This is a genomic window from Pedococcus sp. P1_H8, from assembly GCF_056405175.1.
Genome location: NZ_JBFUCP010000004.1, coordinates 581,738 through 595,460 on the forward strand (window position 1 = coordinate 581,738; position 13,723 = coordinate 595,460).

Below are 13,723 nucleotides of genomic sequence, written 5' to 3' on the forward strand. Positions count from 1 at the left end.
GGCGGGGATCCGCCACCACGGGGGCGCCAGCCCGACATGACCTGCCAGTAACCACTCACGCCGACGTCTCGTTGTCAGGCCACCCGGGCCAGCGAGGGCCCGCAGAGCGCAGGAGACGTCGACCATGTCCCGCAAGCACCCCGCTGTCAGACCACTGGGAATCGGGGTGTGCCTGCTGACCGCGGTCGCCACCGTGCTCCCCCTGTCCAGCGCGTCCGCCGCCCTTCCCGGCGCACCGGTCCTCCCCGCCCTCGGGGACACCGTGGACGCACTCACCAAGACCCTCGACACCCGGGCTGTGAAGGACGCCGTCGTGCCCACGACGTCCGCCCGCACCGCCGCCTCGGCGCTGATCGCCAAGGCCGGCAGCGGAACCCGCGCCACCTGGGACGAGCGGTTCGGCACGTTGCGGTCGGTGCGCACCGACGGCTACCTCACCGCCGCGTCCAGCGGCTCGGCCGTCGACGTCGCCCGTGGTTGGCTGCGCGCCAACGCCGCGGCGTTCGGGCTGACCACCACCGAGGTCGACTCGCTCGCCGTGGTCCGTGACCACGCGCTGCCCACCACCGGCACGCACGTCGTGGACTTCGTGCAGACCGCTGACGGAGTCGCCGCTGCGCGCGGCGGACGCCTCAACGTCGCAGTCACCAAGGACGGCAGGGTGCTCTCGTATGCCGGCGACCCCACGCCGGGTGCGAACCTCACCGGCGGCTGGGTGCTCGGCGAGGCAGCTGCCCTGCTCAAGGTTGCGGGCGGGCTCGCCCCGGGCGTGGCCTACGCCCCGAAGGCGAGCGGCACCCAGGCCGGCTACACGACCTACGCGGCGGGACCGTTCGGCGGCCCGTCGTACGTCAAGAAGGTGACCTTCGGGACCAAGGCCGGCCCCGTCGCGGCATACAAGGTGTATTTCATCAAGAGCCCGCAGGAAGCCTGGGAGGTCGTCGTCGACGGCACCACCGGGCGCACCCTCTACCGGACCTCGGTCGTCGACTTCGAGGGCGACCCGCAGGGCACGGTCTACGACAACTACCCGGGTGCGGCCAAGGGCGGCCAGCCACGGCAGCAGTCGTTCGGGCCGACCACGCAGTCGCCCAAGGGCTGGGTCGACCCCACCGGGTTGCTCGGCACGGGCGTCACGACCTACGGCAACAACGCCGACACCTACGCCAACTGGTCCAACTTCATCGGCCCCGTGGACAACGCTCCGCGTCCCGTCGCCCCGACCGGGAACTTCAGCTACAGCTACACGAACCAGTGGGCGGCCACGAAGGGCCAGACGGTTCCCCCGTCCTACGCCGAGGACCTCAACCCCGCCGCGACCAACCTGTTCTTCCAGCACAACCGGATCCACGACGAGTACTACGCCCTCGGGTTCACCGAGACGGCCGGCAACTTCCAGCTCGACAACGGCAGCAACGGCGGCTCGGGAGGGGACCCGATCCGGGGACTGGTCCAGGCCGGTGCCGCGTCCGGTGGCAACCCGACCTACACGGGCCGCGACAACGCCTACATGCTCACCCTCGACGACGGGATCCCGCCGTGGAGCGGCATGTTCCTGTGGGAGCCCATCGACGACGCGTTCGAGGGCCCCTACCGCGACGGCTCGTTCGACATGAGCGTGATCCAGCACGAGTACACCCACGGCCTGTCGACCCGCTACGTCGCGGGCGGCAGCGCGCTCGGCTCGCAGCAGGCGGGTTCGATGGGTGAGGGCTGGTCCGACTGGTACGCCCTCAACCACGGCTTCAACGCCGGGCTGCTCACCCAGCCGATCGTCGGCGACTACGTCACCGGCAACCCCACCCGCGGCATCCGCAACTGGAACTACGACCAGAACCCGACGACCTTCGGCGACATCGGCTACGACCTGACCGGACCCGAGGTGCACGCCGACGGTGAGATCTGGACCGCGACCCTGTGGGACCTGCGCAAGGCCCTCGTGGCACGGTACGGCGCCACGCAGGGGGCCGAGGTGGCCGCCCGCCTGGTCACCGACGGCATGCCCCTGACCGCCCCGGACCCGAGCTTCCTCGACGCCCGTGACGGCATCCTCTCCGCGGACCTCGACCGGTACCACGGTGACAACACCGACCTCATCTGGTCGGTCTTCGCCAAGCGCGGTGCCGGCGCCAGTGCCCACTCCGACACCGGCGACGACACCGACCCCACTCCCGGTTTCGACCACCCCGTGGCGGCCAAGAACGGCACCGTGGCGCTGACGCTCGTCAACGCGACCACCGGCCAGCCGATCGACAACGCCAAGGTGATCCTCGGACGCTTCGAGGCGCGGGTGACCCCGCTCGTGCGCACCGGCTCCGCGGGCGGCGCCAGCATCAAGGCGCTCGCCGGCACCTACCCGCTGACCATCCAGGCGCCCGGGTTCGGCGTGCAGACCATCGACGCCTTCGCCGTGACCGCAGGACGCAACACGGCCAAGACGATCAAGCTCGCCCCCAACCTGGCCTCGACGGCCGCGGGCGCGCAGGTCGTCAACGTCTCCAGTGAGGACGACGGAGCCCCCGCGAAGTTCGCCTTCGACGACACCGCCGCATCGGTGTGGTCGACCAAGCCCGGCGCCACGGCATACAACGCCGGTCCGGACCAGCGGGTCACGGTGAAGCTGGCGGCGCCGGCCACGGTGAGCAGCCTGCGCGTCAGCGCGTTCAAGGCCACCAACGCCTCGCGTTTCGTCGCCCTCAAGGACTTCACCTTCCAGACGTCGACCGACGGGGTCAGCTGGACGACCGCACGCACGGGTGGCTTCGCGTATGCCGCGCCGCGGCCCACCGCGCCCGACCTCAACTTCGCGACGTTCAGCCTCGCGAAGCCGGTGAAGGCGGGGTACGTCCGGTTCTTCATCGACTCGGTGCAGGGCGACACCACGACGTCGGCCCAGGTGGCGGACATCGAGGTCTTCGGGTCAGGGGCGAGCGTCGGCAACGGCTCGGTCACGCCTGACCCGGCCTACACCGACTCGGGCTCGATCGTCGCGCCCAACCCGGCCGCAGGTGACCCGACCGGCCTGCAGAACGTGTTCGGCGTGACCGGCACCGAGATGAACACCGCGTGCACCTTCCCGCCGGCCAGCCAGGGCGCCGACGGCTGGGTGACGAAGTTCCCGCTCGGGTTCTCCGACGGGCTGCACTCGGTTTCGGTGAAGGGCACCAGCGACGCGGACGAGGCGACCGGCCACGACCTGGACCTGTACTTCCTCGACAGCGGCTGCCAGCTCACCGGCTCGGTGGCCACGTCGGCTGCCGACGAGTCGGCGGTCATCCCGCCCGGCTCGGTCTACCTGCTGACCCAGCTCTACACCGGCGCCAACGTGAAGGTGGACATCACCGCGGTCGACAACCGCTGACCCGACCCGGGCAACGGACAGGGTGGGCCGGGACTTCGCGTCCCGGCCCACGGCGTCCTCCGGAACCCGGAAGGACCGTCCCACGCGAATGGCGGGAAGCTCTCCGGCGTGCACCATGCGGTACACCGTCATCTTCGACACGCGCATGATCGAGGCCACCTCGGCAACGGTCAGGAACCGCACCTCGGCGAGCTGTCGCTCGTTGGACATGATTACCTCGATCTTCTACACGCGCGCATCGCCGGCTTCCCGTCCGGCGGACCTCTACGCTCGTGCAGAAGGAACTGTAGGGGCTGATGTGACTCGTGGGGAAGCCAACTGAGAAAACTCGTTGGACTTGTCCAGTCGACACGCCGCAAGGGTCCTGTGAATCACAAGCGTGTCACTCCTCGCCGGGCCGGTGTCACTCCTCGCTGGGGCGTCGTCAGTCGAACCAGACGTCCAGGCCGTGCAGTCCGAAAACCGCCTCGCGGGTCGCCATGATGGCCCGATCCACCTCGTCGTGGGGGTTGTACCCCATGTCCCACGGCTGGTGCCAGATCGGACCGTCGGCAGGGTCGAGGTCGCCCATCCGGCGTGGACCCTCTCGACCGAACGCCTGTCGGACGTGGTCGAGCCAGTCCTGCGGCACCTGCTCGGTCAAGGGGATCGGCCGGTGCGCAGCGATCGCGGTCAGGTGCGTCCACGTCCTCGGCACCACCTGCACCAGCTCGTAGCCGCCGCCACCCAGGGCCACCCAGCGGCCGTCGCAGACCTCGTGGGACAGCCGGTGCAGCGACTCCGCCGCCGCCCGCTGGGCATCGACCGACATGGCCAGGTGGGCCAACGGGTCCTGGGCATGGGTGTCGCAGCCGTGCTGGGTGACCAGGACGTCCGGCTTGAAGGCCCGCACCAGGGGCAGCGCCGTGGAGTGCAGCGCACGCAGCCAGGCCGAGTCGCCCGTGCCGGGCGGCAGCGCGACGTTGACCGACTCGCCCTGGGCCTTCGGGCCGCCGATGTCGCCCGCGAAGCCGGTGCCGGGGAACAGCGCCCGACCGGACTCGTGCAGCGAGATCGCCAGCACCCGGGGATCGTCCCAGAAGATCCGCTCGACGCCGTCACCGTGGTGCACGTCGATGTCGACGTAGGCGACGCGCTGGGCACCGTGGTCGAGCAGCCACTGGATGCCCACGGCGATGTCGTTGTAGATGCAGAAGCCCGCGGCGTTCCCCGCCATCGCATGGTGCAGCCCGCCACAGAAGTTGACGCCGTGCTGCGTGCGGCCCTCCCAGACGTCGGCACACACCTGGCGGGTGCCCTCGACCACCCGAGCACTCGCGTCGTGCATGCCGGGAAAGGCCGGGTCGTCCTCGGTGCCGAGGCCGTACGCCGGATCGGCCGACGACGGGTCGGCCGACGCCGCCTTGACCGCCGCCACGTAGTCAGCGGTGTGCACCGTGGCCAGGACGTCGTCGGCGGGCACCTCCGGCGAGAAGACCTCCACGTCGTCGGCATCGAACAGGCCGAACGCGTCACAGAGCCGGGCCGTCAGGTCGAGACGGACCGGGTTCATCGGATGACCCGGTCCGAAGTTGTAGGCGGTGAAGCCGGGATCCCAGACCACCCGCACCTGTGAGGGCATGGCCCGACGCTACCGGGCGAGGGGCGATTGCGGACAGCACGGTCCCACCTGCAGGGACGCGCTAGCGTGGGAGGTCTCACCATCCCCGATGCCGCGGAGGACCGCAGTGGCGAAGAAGCTCTACGAGGACGACGTGCTCGTCATCGGCCTCGGTCGGTTCGGCGGTGCGGTGGCGATCGAGCTGCAGCGACTAGGGCACCACGTCGTGGCCGTCGAGCGGGACCCCCAGCTGGCAGAGTCGTTCCTCGGCAAGGTGACCCGCATCGTCCAGGCCGACGCCAGCCAGCCCCAGTCGGTGGCCAACCTCAAGGCGCGCAGCTTCCAGATCGCGGTGGTCGGCATCGGGTCTTCGGTCGAGGCGTCGGTGCTGTGCGCGATGAACCTCGTGGACGCGCAGATCCCGATGATCTGGGCCAAGGCGCTCTCCCCCGAGCACGCCCGCATCCTCGACCGCATCGGCGTCCACCACGTCATCTCCCCCGAGGTCGACAGCGGCCGTCGGGTGGCGCACCTGCTCAACGGCAAGCTGATGGACTACATCGAGTTCGACGACGGGTTCGCGATCGTCAAGATGAAGCCGCCGCAGGAGGCGATCGGGTTCACCCTGAAGCAGAGCGCGATCCGCAGCAAGTACGGCGTGACCGTCGTGGGCGTGAAGGCGCCGGGCAGCGACTTCACGTATGCCGTGCCCGAGACCAAGGTGACCGCCCACGACACCCTGATCGTCAGCGGCCCCACCGACCTGCTCGACCGCCTCGCGTCGCGCCCCTGAGCCGCCCACGCGGCGCTATCTCATGCAAAAGGCGAGCTAGCGCCGCCTGACCGCGGCGCTAACTCGCCTTTTGCATGAGATAGCGCCACGCGGCATACCGGGGAGCGTCAGAGGTTGGGGACCCCGCGGTCTTCGCCCAGGGGGAGCACCATGGCGACTTCGTCTTCGGCGTCGTCGTCGCCCTTGATCCGCATCGGCCGGCGGTTGTCGGTGGGGCGGAACCCGAAGCCGCTGGCGAAGGCCACTGCGCGGCCGTTGTCCACGCCCACCCAGTAGGCGAGGTGGCTGCGGCCCTGCTGCCGAGCGGCGTCCGCGCCGGCCTGCACCAGCTGGCTGGCGACGCCGGTGCCGCGGGCAGTCGGGGCAACCCAGAGGCCGAAGAGCTCGGCGACCTTGTCGTTGTCCTTCTCGCCCTCCTGGCGGGCCTGGCCGATGCTTGCCACGCCCACCGGGGCGCCGTCCCGCTCAGCGATCAGTCGCTGGGAGCGGCGCATCCGGTTGCGCCAGAACTCCTCCTCGTAGCCGCGTTCCTCCTCGGCGCTCGCCACGAACGCGTCGGGCGAATCCTCGAGGGCGCTGAGCCGCACCGATCGGTACTGCTCCCACTCGTCCTCACCCAGTGACCGCACGGTGATGTCGCTCATGGACCCACTCTCGCACGATCCGCGCGGGTTCGGTCAGGTGGGTTGCTGGGTGTTCACCCAGAGCCCGCTGTGAGTTCTGCGAGGACGTGGTCCACCTCGAACTCGGCTGGACAGAGCCGGTGCGCGCCGTCTCGACGGGGGCAATCGGGAGGGTCGGCGACCGGTCAGTCGTTGCCCGAGGCGAGCTCGTGCGAGCGGTTGGCGGCGGCCTCCATCGCCGTGATGAAGGCGGCTCGCACCTTGTGGTCGTCGAGCTGGCGCAGCGCGGCGGCGGTCGTGCCGCCGGGTGAGGTCACCTGCTCACGCAGGACGGTGGGGTGCTGGCCGGTCTCGCGCATCATCGTCGCGGCACCGAACAGCGTCTGGACGACGAGCTCGGTGGCGGTCGGACGAGGCAGGCCGAGCACGACGCCCGCCTCGATCATCGCCTCGACCACGTAGAAGATGTAGGCCGGTCCGCTGCCACTGATGGCGGTGACGGCGTCCTGGTGCTTCTCGGCGACCTGCACGACCCGTCCGCACGAGCGCAACAGCTCGGCTGCCTCCTCGAGGTGGTCCGCGTCGGCGCTGCGACCCGGGCTGACGGCCGCCATCCCCTGGTCCACCAAGGCAGGGGTGTTGGGCATCACCCGGACGACAGCGACCCCCGCGGGGAGCCGGTGCTCGAGGTAGGTCGTCGGGATGCCCGCGGCGAGGCTGACCACGAGGTTGCCCGGCGAGACGTGGTCGCGGATCTCCTCGACGAGGCCACCCATGTCCTGCGGCTTCACGACCAGCACCAGGGTGTCGGCCGCCTCAGCCGCCTCGATGTTGGACATGGCTCGCACGCCGTACTGCTCGGCCAGCTGGTCGGCCCGGTCCGGCCGACGAGCAGTCACGATGAGCTCGTCCGCGCTTCGACCAGACCGGATCAGCCCGGACAGCAGCGTCTCGCCCATCACGCCGGCCCCGAGGATTGCGACAGTTCCCATGACGGCAGTCTTCCAGTCGCGGGACGTGTGTGCGCCTCAGTTCTTGGTGGCGAGACCGCGCAGGAAGAACATCGTGTTGGCGGGACGTTCGGCCATCCGGCGCATGAGGTAGCCGTACCACTCCTCGCCATACGGGATGTAGACGCGCATCTGGTTGCCCCGGTCGGCGATCCGCTTCTGCTCCTCCGGCCGGATCCCGTAGAGCATCTGGTACTCGTAGCTGTCGGCGTCGCGCTTGTGGTGCGACGCCAGCGCACCGGCGATCTCCACCAACCGCGGGTCGTGGCTGGCCACCATCGGGTAGCCGTCACCCGCCATGAGGATCTTGAGGCAGCGCACGTAGTTCTGGTCGACGTCCGAGCTGCTCTGGTACGCCACGGATTCCGGCTCCTTGTAGGCGCCCTTGCACAGCCGCACACGACTGCCCTCGTGGGCCAGGTCGCGGCAGTCGGCCTCGCTGCGGTGCAGGTAGGACTGGATCACGGCTCCGACCCACGGGAAGTCCTCGCGCAGCTCGCGCAGCGACTCCAGGGTGGCATCGGTGGTTGTGTGGTCCTCCATGTCGAGGGTCACGGTCGTGCCGGCATTCGCCGCCGCCTGGCAGATCTCGCGGGCGTGGTCCAGGGCGATCTTGTGGCCGTCGCCGGGGAGGTACTGGCCCAGGGCGGACAGCTTGAGGCTGACCTCGCCCATGCCGTGCTGGGACAGGTCGGCGTCTGCGAGCGCCTTGAGCAGCTCGATGTAGTGGTCGCGGGTGCGGATCGCCTGGGTGAGGTCGGCGGTGTCCTCACCGAGGTAGTCGATCGTCGCGAGCCGGTTGGTGGCGCGCAGCTCGGCGGTCGCGCCGACTGCGTCCGCGGTGCGGTCGCCCGGGACGAACCGCCTGACCACGCTACGGCTCACCGGCGCCTTCTCGATCGTCTGTCGCACAGCACCGCTCTTGGAGAGCTGGAGCAGGCTGTTGCGCAGCAGGTCACTGGCGTCCACGTGGGTCCTTCCAACCGGTGGCCGCGGAGGTCACGGCCGCCGACAAGGCTAACCGCCATCCAGCAGGTATGCCGCGTCGCGGGGTCCCGTGCCGCCTCACCTGAGAGCCGACCACAGCGTTCCGCTGCGGCGGCCGCGCCCGCTCAGGCGGTGCGCCTGCGCAGGGTGAGGCTGCCGAGGACCAGGGCGACCAGCACCCACAGGCCGATGACGGCCGCGTCACCGGCCACGTCGGCGCCCGGGCTGGCACTGGACGTCACGGACTTCATGGCGTCCACGGCATACGACAGGGGCAGCACGTCCGAGAGCCAGCGCAGGACGTCGGGCAGCCCGTCGCGTGCGACGAGCAGTCCGCACAGCAGGAACTGCGGCAGCACGAAGGCCGGCATGAACTGCACGGCCTGGAACTCGGTGCGCGCGAAGCCGCTTGCGAGCAGGCCCAGCGCCGTCCCGAGCAGCGCGTCGAGCACGGCCACCACGACGAGCTGCCACGCCGGGCCGGCGACGTCGAGACCGCACACGTAGACCGCGAAGGCCGTGGCGATGAGGGCCTGCAGGATCGCCATCACCCCGAAGGCGAGGGCGTAGCCGAACATGAAGTCGCCCTTGCCCATCGGTGTGGTGAGCAGCCGCTCAAGCGTCCCGGACGTCCGCTCGCGCAGTGTCGCGACGCTCGTGACGATGAACATCACGACGAAGGGGAACACCCCGAGCAGGGGCGCCCCGAGACCGTCGAAGACGGGGGTGCCGTTGAAGATCCAGGCCAGCAGGCCGATCAGCACGCAGGGGACGACGAGCATCAGCCCGATGGTCCGGTGGTCGGCGCGCAGCTGGGCCAGGACCCGCGCGGCCGTCACGAGGGTGCGGTGAACGTTCATCGGGCAGTCTCCTCGGCGCGGTCGATCAGGGACAGGAAGGCATGCTCGGCGTCGTCGGCGCCGGTGCGGGCGAGCAGCTCGGGCAGCGTGTCGTCGGCCATGATGCGGCCCTCCCGCAGCAGGAGCAGCCGGTCGCAGCGACTCGCCTCGTCCATCACGTGGCTCGACACGAGCAGCGAACGCCCTTGGGCCGCAAGGCGTTTGAACAGCTCCCACAGGTCCCGTCGCAGCACCGGATCGAGGCCGACGGTGGGTTCGTCGAGGACGAGCAGCTCGGGGTCACCGACAAGTGCGGCCGCCAGCGAGACGCGGGAACGCTGTCCGCCGGACAGCCGGCCCACGAGGGAGTCGGCGTGGCTGGTGAGGTCGACCGCCTCGATGGCCTCGTCGGCCGCCGACGCGGGGGCGCCCAGGATGCTGGCGAAGTAGCGGACGTTGGCCCGCACGGACAAGTCGTCGTACACGCTCGGGGTCTGGGTGACATAGCCGATCCGCTGGCGAAGCGACGGCGAGCCCGCGGGCTCCCCGAGCACTGTCACCTCGCCGGACTCGACGATCTGGACCCCCACGACCGCACGGATCAGCGTCGACTTGCCGCTGCCACTGGGCCCGAGGAGGCCGACCACCTGGCCGGCCGGGACCACCATGGTCAGGTCGGGCAACACCTCACGACCGCCGCGCACGACGCGGAGGTTCGTGATCTCGATGGCGTTTTTCATCATGCGATGAAATATACAGCCAGACCACCCCGTCGACAAGACCCCTTCCCCCGGCGCTACCTCATGCAAAAGGCGAGTTAGCGCCGCCGGGCTACGGGGCCAGGTAGCGCTGGATCGTGGGTCCGACCAGGGCGGCCAGCTCGTCGTGCCCGGCGTCCACCACGGCAGGGAACTCGACGATGTAGCGCATCATCGCCAGCCCGACCATCTGGGACGCCGCCAAGCCCGCGCGCAGCTCGAGATCGGCAGGCCGGTCGCCGTCGGCGGCCAAAGACCGCAGCACCCTGCCGAAGACCTCCCTGGTCAGGAACTCGCGCAGCATCCTGGTCGCCTCCTCGTGGCTGACCGCGGCGCGCATGAGGGCCTGGAAGCGCTGCCGCCCGTCCTCGGAGTCCCAGACCCCGAGGAAGGTCCGCACCAGCGCCTCGCCCACCTGGTCTCGAGGCCCGTCGACCACGGCGCTGATCAGGGCTGCCGGATCGGCGGGGATGTCCATCACGGCGGCGAACAGCTGTGCCTTGCCCCCGAAGTAGTGGTGCACCAGGGCCGGGTCGACGGCGGCCCGGCGTGCGATGCCGCGCAGCGAGGTGCCGTCATAGCCCTGGTCGGCGAAGTCGACCCGAGCGGCCTCGACGATGGCCTGCCTGGTGTCGACGCCCCCGGGGCGGCGGCCACGGGGGCTCATGGGGCGACGACCGTCGACGCGGTTGCGAGGTGCAGCCGCGCGAACGCCAGGGACTCGGCGAGGTCGACCTCTCGCTGGTCCTGGGCGAGCTTGCGCGTGCTCACCTCGACGACGACCGATCCCGAGAACTGTTGCACCGCAAGCATTTCCAAGAACTCCGCGCACGGTTGGGTGCCGCGTCCGGGGACGAGGTGCTCGTCCTTGAGCGAGCCGAGCCCGTCGGCGAGGTGGACGTGGGCGAGGCGCGGGCCGAGCGCCGCGGCCATGGCCATGGCGTCGGAGCCGGCCGTCGACGTGTGCGACAGATCGAGGGTCACGTTGTCGTAGGCCTGCGGCACGGGGTCCCAGTGGGGCAGGTAGGCCTCGAACTCCCGCTGCCGGGCGCGCCACGGAAACATGTTCTCGACGGCCAGGGCCACTCCGGTCTCGTGCTCGCGGATGGCCACACCCTCGACGAAGTCGCCGGCGTACTCCTTCTGCCACCGGAACGGTGGGTGCAGCACCACGGTGGAGGCCCCCACCTCCTGGGCCAGGGCGATCGAGTTGTCGACCTTGGTCCAGGGGTCGGGTCCCCAGATGCGCTGGGTGAGCAGGAGCGTGGGCGCGTGCACCGACACGATCGGTATGCCGTGCAGCCGGGACAGCGCCGCCAGCGCACCGGCCTCCTGAGAGACGGGGTCGGTCCAGACCATCACCTCGACGGCGTCGTAGCCGAGCCGCGCCGCCGTGGCGAAGGCCGACGCGCAGGTATCCGGGTAGACCGAGGCGGTCGAGAGGGCCACCGTGGCTCCTGGGATCGACACGGCTTCGGCCATGCACCGAGCCTACCCAGCGCGGGTCAGCGCATCGCGTCGAGTCGGCTGAGGATGACGCCCTCGCGCAGCGCCCAGGGGCAGATCTCGAGGCGCTCCAGACCGAGCAGGTCCATCGCCGCCTCGGCCACGAGGGCACCCGCGAGCAGCTGGCGCGAGCGACTGGCCGAGACGCCCGACAGGCGCTCCCGCTGCTGGGAGGTCATGCCGCCCAGGTCGGCCACGACCGAGGCGAGGGCGCCGCGCTCGAGGCTGCGCGCGGCATACGGACCGTCACTGCTCGGCGCCGCGCCCGTGACGCGGGCCAGCGAACGCATCGTCTTGGAGGTGCCGACGGCACGATCGGCGGCCCCGGCCTTGGCCAGGGGCCGCATGGCCGCGGCCAGCCGCAGCCGGATGGCCCGGCGCGCCTCCCTGACCACCTCGGCCGTCGGCGGGTCACCCGGGAGCAGGTCGCGAGTCAGCCTCCCGGCCCCGAGTGGCAGGGACACGGCGGCGTCCGGGTCCTCGTCCATGCCGGCCGCGAGCTCCAGCGACCCGCCACCGATGTCGACCACGAGCAGCGTGCCGCTCGACCAGCCGAACCACCGGCGCACGGCCAGGAAGGTGAGGCGTGCCTCCTCTTCACCGGAGAGGACCTGGAGCGCCACGCCGGTGGTCGCGCGCACCCGGGCCAGCACGTCCTCGCCGTTCGGCGCCTCGCGAATCGCACTGGTGGCGAAGGCCATCACCTCTTCGACGCCCTGGTCCCCAGCGACCGTGAGGCACTCGCCGATGAACGCGATCAGGGCGGCCTCGCCGGACTCGGCGATGTCACCGCTGTCGGTGACGTGTTCGGAGAGCCGCAGCTCGATCTTGTGGGAGCTCGCGGGCAGGGGCTGGGCCCCGCGGTGTGCGTCGACGACGAGCAGGTGGACCGTGTTGGAGCCGACGTCGATGACTCCGAGGCGCATGGCTGCACGGTATCGGCTGGGACCGCCAGCCAGCGGGACGGTTCACCGCAGAGGTATCACGAAGACCCCCGGAGCCTCCTTGCCTGCGGGGACGGGGCCGCCGGGGCCTCGTCGAACAGGGGGGAACACCACCATGGATGCAGACCTGCGTCTGGACGGAAACACCACGACGGCCCAGGGGGACGTCTTCAAGACGACCGCCGCCGATGTCGTCATCGACGCGCCGAGCCGTCGCTCGAGCGGCGCCGGACAGCGCCGTGCGATCGTGCACGACTTCAAAGACGGCATGACGCTCAACTGGGACTCGGACTACCCGGGTGGGGTCACGGTCGAGGGTTTCCGGCTGACCTGTCACCAGGCCGACGTCGTGCTCGACCACGCGGCGCGGCGCAAGAGCTCCACTCCCTGGCGCCGGGCGCTCGTCCACGACTTCGACGACGGCCTGACCATCAACTGGGCGCACGACTACCCGGGCGGCGTCACCATCAACGGACCGGTCAAGATCAACGGGGCGATCGTCGTCAACGGCACGCTGACGGTCAAGAGCCCGTTCGGCCACCTGAGCCTCGAGGACACGCTGGCTCGCTACGGCGACCTCATCAAGAACCTCGACGCCAAGGTCAAGAAGCTCGAGGGCTGACCGGTGGCCAGCCTCCGCCAACGCGCTGCCTGCATCGGCATCGCGACGTCGCCACTCTCGGTGCGCCGCGACTTCATGGGACAGCTGACCAACTCGGTCCCCGTGTCGCTCAAGACCCAGCTGGACCGGCTGGGGAGCAAGTTCGTCCACGTGAACTGCATCCAGGTCGGGTCCGACCAGTTCACCTTCAACGACGCGGTGGAGATCGACCGCGCCGTCGCCAAGACCCGGGACCTCTATGCCGGTGCCGGCCGCTCGATGGGTGTCGGCCGGATCCAGCACTTCGTCATCTCGACCGGCGACGCCGGCGGGCGGGACGTCATCAACTCCGACGGCGAGGCCGAGACGCTCACCGACGAGTGGACCGTGCCCAACGACGCGCTGGACCTGTTCTTCGTGCGGATGTACGTCGGCAGCACCGCAGGCCTGTCCCGGGTCGACGGCCCTTGCGACAAGAACGCCAAGGGAATGGACGGCAGCGTCGTCGAGATGAACGCGGGCGGCGGGGTCTCCGACTTCGCCACCGCGCACGAGCTGGGCCACTACCTCGGCCTCAGCCACCGCAACAACTCCACGGCGCTGATGAACCCGACGATCCCCAACGGGGGCGTCATCACCACGTCCGAGGCCGACAACATGCGGGACCACTGCCGCATGAAGAACCCCTGCTAGGAGGCGAC

At 70.3% G+C, this 13,723-nt stretch carries 13 protein-coding genes and 1 pseudogene; 4 read left to right on the top strand and 10 right to left on the bottom strand.

All coding sequences use genetic code 11. The features are described from left to right. Positions 1-124 precede the first annotated feature (124 nt). On the top strand, positions 125-3,361 hold the full coding sequence (locus AC1DYG_RS08220) for a M36 family metallopeptidase (RefSeq protein WP_477639363.1): 3,237 nt from the start codon (positions 125-127) through the stop codon (positions 3,359-3,361). A gap of 48 nt (positions 3,362-3,409) precedes the next feature. Here the strand turns inward: AC1DYG_RS08220 and AC1DYG_RS08225 are convergent. Further along, positions 3,410-3,571 (bottom strand): annotated as a pseudogene (locus AC1DYG_RS08225) (helix-turn-helix domain-containing protein); the annotation flags it as partial. Between the two features lie 214 nt (positions 3,572-3,785). Beyond that, positions 3,786-4,982 carry an acetoin utilization protein AcuC gene (locus tag AC1DYG_RS08230; protein ID WP_477639364.1) on the bottom strand — a complete coding sequence of 399 codons (1,197 nt, stop codon included), beginning with the start codon at positions 4,980-4,982 and terminating at the stop codon, positions 3,786-3,788. An 88-nt stretch (positions 4,983-5,070) separates the two neighbouring features. On the opposite strand from AC1DYG_RS08230, the gene AC1DYG_RS08235 reads away from it, so the two are divergent. Continuing rightward, positions 5,071-5,754 (top strand): potassium channel family protein, encoded by a 684-nt coding sequence (locus AC1DYG_RS08235; protein WP_477639365.1) that lies wholly within the window; start codon positions 5,071-5,073, stop codon positions 5,752-5,754. A 107-nt stretch (positions 5,755-5,861) separates the two neighbouring features. Here the strand turns inward: AC1DYG_RS08235 and AC1DYG_RS08240 are convergent, their stop codons facing one another. The 8 genes from AC1DYG_RS08240 to AC1DYG_RS08275 all read right to left on the bottom strand — a co-directional run bounded on the left by AC1DYG_RS08240 (position 5,862) and on the right by AC1DYG_RS08275 (position 12,403). Beyond that, positions 5,862-6,398: an N-acetyltransferase family protein gene (locus tag AC1DYG_RS08240; RefSeq protein WP_477639366.1), complete on the bottom strand. Its 537-nt coding sequence runs from the start codon at positions 6,396-6,398 to the stop codon at positions 5,862-5,864. A gap of 164 nt (positions 6,399-6,562) precedes the next feature. Next, on the bottom strand, positions 6,563-7,369 hold the full coding sequence (proC, locus tag AC1DYG_RS08245) for a pyrroline-5-carboxylate reductase (protein ID WP_477639367.1): 807 nt from the start codon (positions 7,367-7,369) through the stop codon (positions 6,563-6,565). A 36-nt stretch (positions 7,370-7,405) separates the two neighbouring features. Then, a complete protein-coding gene (locus tag AC1DYG_RS08250; protein ID WP_477639368.1) occupies positions 7,406-8,356 on the bottom strand; it encodes a proline dehydrogenase family protein in 951 nt (316 codons plus the stop codon). Between the two features lie 143 nt (positions 8,357-8,499). Further along, the gene (locus AC1DYG_RS08255) at positions 8,500-9,234 is read right to left on the bottom strand and encodes an ABC transporter permease (RefSeq protein WP_477639369.1); all 735 of its coding nucleotides are present in this window, start codon (positions 9,232-9,234) and stop codon (positions 8,500-8,502) included. Further along, positions 9,231-9,956, bottom strand: coding sequence for an ABC transporter ATP-binding protein (locus AC1DYG_RS08260; protein WP_477639370.1), 726 nt, complete (start codon positions 9,954-9,956; stop codon positions 9,231-9,233). The genes AC1DYG_RS08255 and AC1DYG_RS08260 overlap by 4 nt, the downstream gene beginning before the upstream one ends. Before the next feature lie 88 nt (positions 9,957-10,044). Continuing rightward, the gene (locus tag AC1DYG_RS08265) at positions 10,045-10,638 is read right to left on the bottom strand and encodes a TetR/AcrR family transcriptional regulator (protein ID WP_477639371.1); all 594 of its coding nucleotides are present in this window, start codon (positions 10,636-10,638) and stop codon (positions 10,045-10,047) included. Beyond that, positions 10,635-11,453 carry a sugar phosphate isomerase/epimerase family protein gene (locus AC1DYG_RS08270; RefSeq protein ID WP_477639372.1) on the bottom strand — a complete coding sequence of 273 codons (819 nt, stop codon included), beginning with the start codon at positions 11,451-11,453 and terminating at the stop codon, positions 10,635-10,637. The genes AC1DYG_RS08265 and AC1DYG_RS08270 overlap by 4 nt, the downstream gene beginning before the upstream one ends. 23 nt (positions 11,454-11,476) lie before the next feature. Continuing rightward, on the bottom strand, positions 11,477-12,403 hold the full coding sequence (locus tag AC1DYG_RS08275; RefSeq protein ID WP_477639373.1) for a Ppx/GppA phosphatase family protein: 927 nt from the start codon (positions 12,401-12,403) through the stop codon (positions 11,477-11,479). Positions 12,404-12,536: 133 nt separating this feature from the next. Here AC1DYG_RS08275 and AC1DYG_RS08280 point away from each other — a divergent pair, with 133 nt between their 5' ends. Both AC1DYG_RS08280 and AC1DYG_RS08285 read left to right on the top strand, forming a co-directional pair. Beyond that, positions 12,537-13,043 (top strand): hypothetical protein, encoded by a 507-nt coding sequence (locus AC1DYG_RS08280; protein WP_477639374.1) that lies wholly within the window; start codon positions 12,537-12,539, stop codon positions 13,041-13,043. Between the two features lie 3 nt (positions 13,044-13,046). Continuing rightward, the gene (locus AC1DYG_RS08285) at positions 13,047-13,715 is read left to right on the top strand and encodes a matrixin family metalloprotease (protein ID WP_477639375.1); all 669 of its coding nucleotides are present in this window, start codon (positions 13,047-13,049) and stop codon (positions 13,713-13,715) included. Positions 13,716-13,723 lie beyond the last annotated feature (8 nt).

What these genes read in the sequence shown, in the direction of transcription:
- AC1DYG_RS08220 (WP_477639363.1), top strand. Translation starts at nt 125, where the DNA reads ATGTCCCGCAAGCACCCCGCTGTCAGACCACTGGGAATCGGGGTGTGC.
- AC1DYG_RS08275 (WP_477639373.1), bottom strand. Translation starts at nt 12,403, where the DNA reads ATGCGCCTCGGAGTCATCGACGTCGGCTCCAACACGGTCCACCTGCTC.
- AC1DYG_RS08240 (WP_477639366.1), bottom strand. Translation starts at nt 6,398, where the DNA reads ATGAGCGACATCACCGTGCGGTCACTGGGTGAGGACGAGTGGGAGCAG.
- AC1DYG_RS08260 (WP_477639370.1), bottom strand. Translation starts at nt 9,956, where the DNA reads ATGATGAAAAACGCCATCGAGATCACGAACCTCCGCGTCGTGCGCGGC.
- AC1DYG_RS08280 (WP_477639374.1), top strand. Translation starts at nt 12,537, where the DNA reads ATGGATGCAGACCTGCGTCTGGACGGAAACACCACGACGGCCCAGGGG.
- AC1DYG_RS08255 (WP_477639369.1), bottom strand. Translation starts at nt 9,234, where the DNA reads ATGAACGTTCACCGCACCCTCGTGACGGCCGCGCGGGTCCTGGCCCAG.
- proC (WP_477639367.1), bottom strand. Translation starts at nt 7,369, where the DNA reads ATGGGAACTGTCGCAATCCTCGGGGCCGGCGTGATGGGCGAGACGCTG.
- AC1DYG_RS08230 (WP_477639364.1), bottom strand. Translation starts at nt 4,982, where the DNA reads ATGCCCTCACAGGTGCGGGTGGTCTGGGATCCCGGCTTCACCGCCTAC.
- AC1DYG_RS08270 (WP_477639372.1), bottom strand. Translation starts at nt 11,453, where the DNA reads ATGGCCGAAGCCGTGTCGATCCCAGGAGCCACGGTGGCCCTCTCGACC.
- AC1DYG_RS08235 (WP_477639365.1), top strand. Translation starts at nt 5,071, where the DNA reads ATGCCGCGGAGGACCGCAGTGGCGAAGAAGCTCTACGAGGACGACGTG.
- AC1DYG_RS08265 (WP_477639371.1), bottom strand. Translation starts at nt 10,638, where the DNA reads ATGAGCCCCCGTGGCCGCCGCCCCGGGGGCGTCGACACCAGGCAGGCC.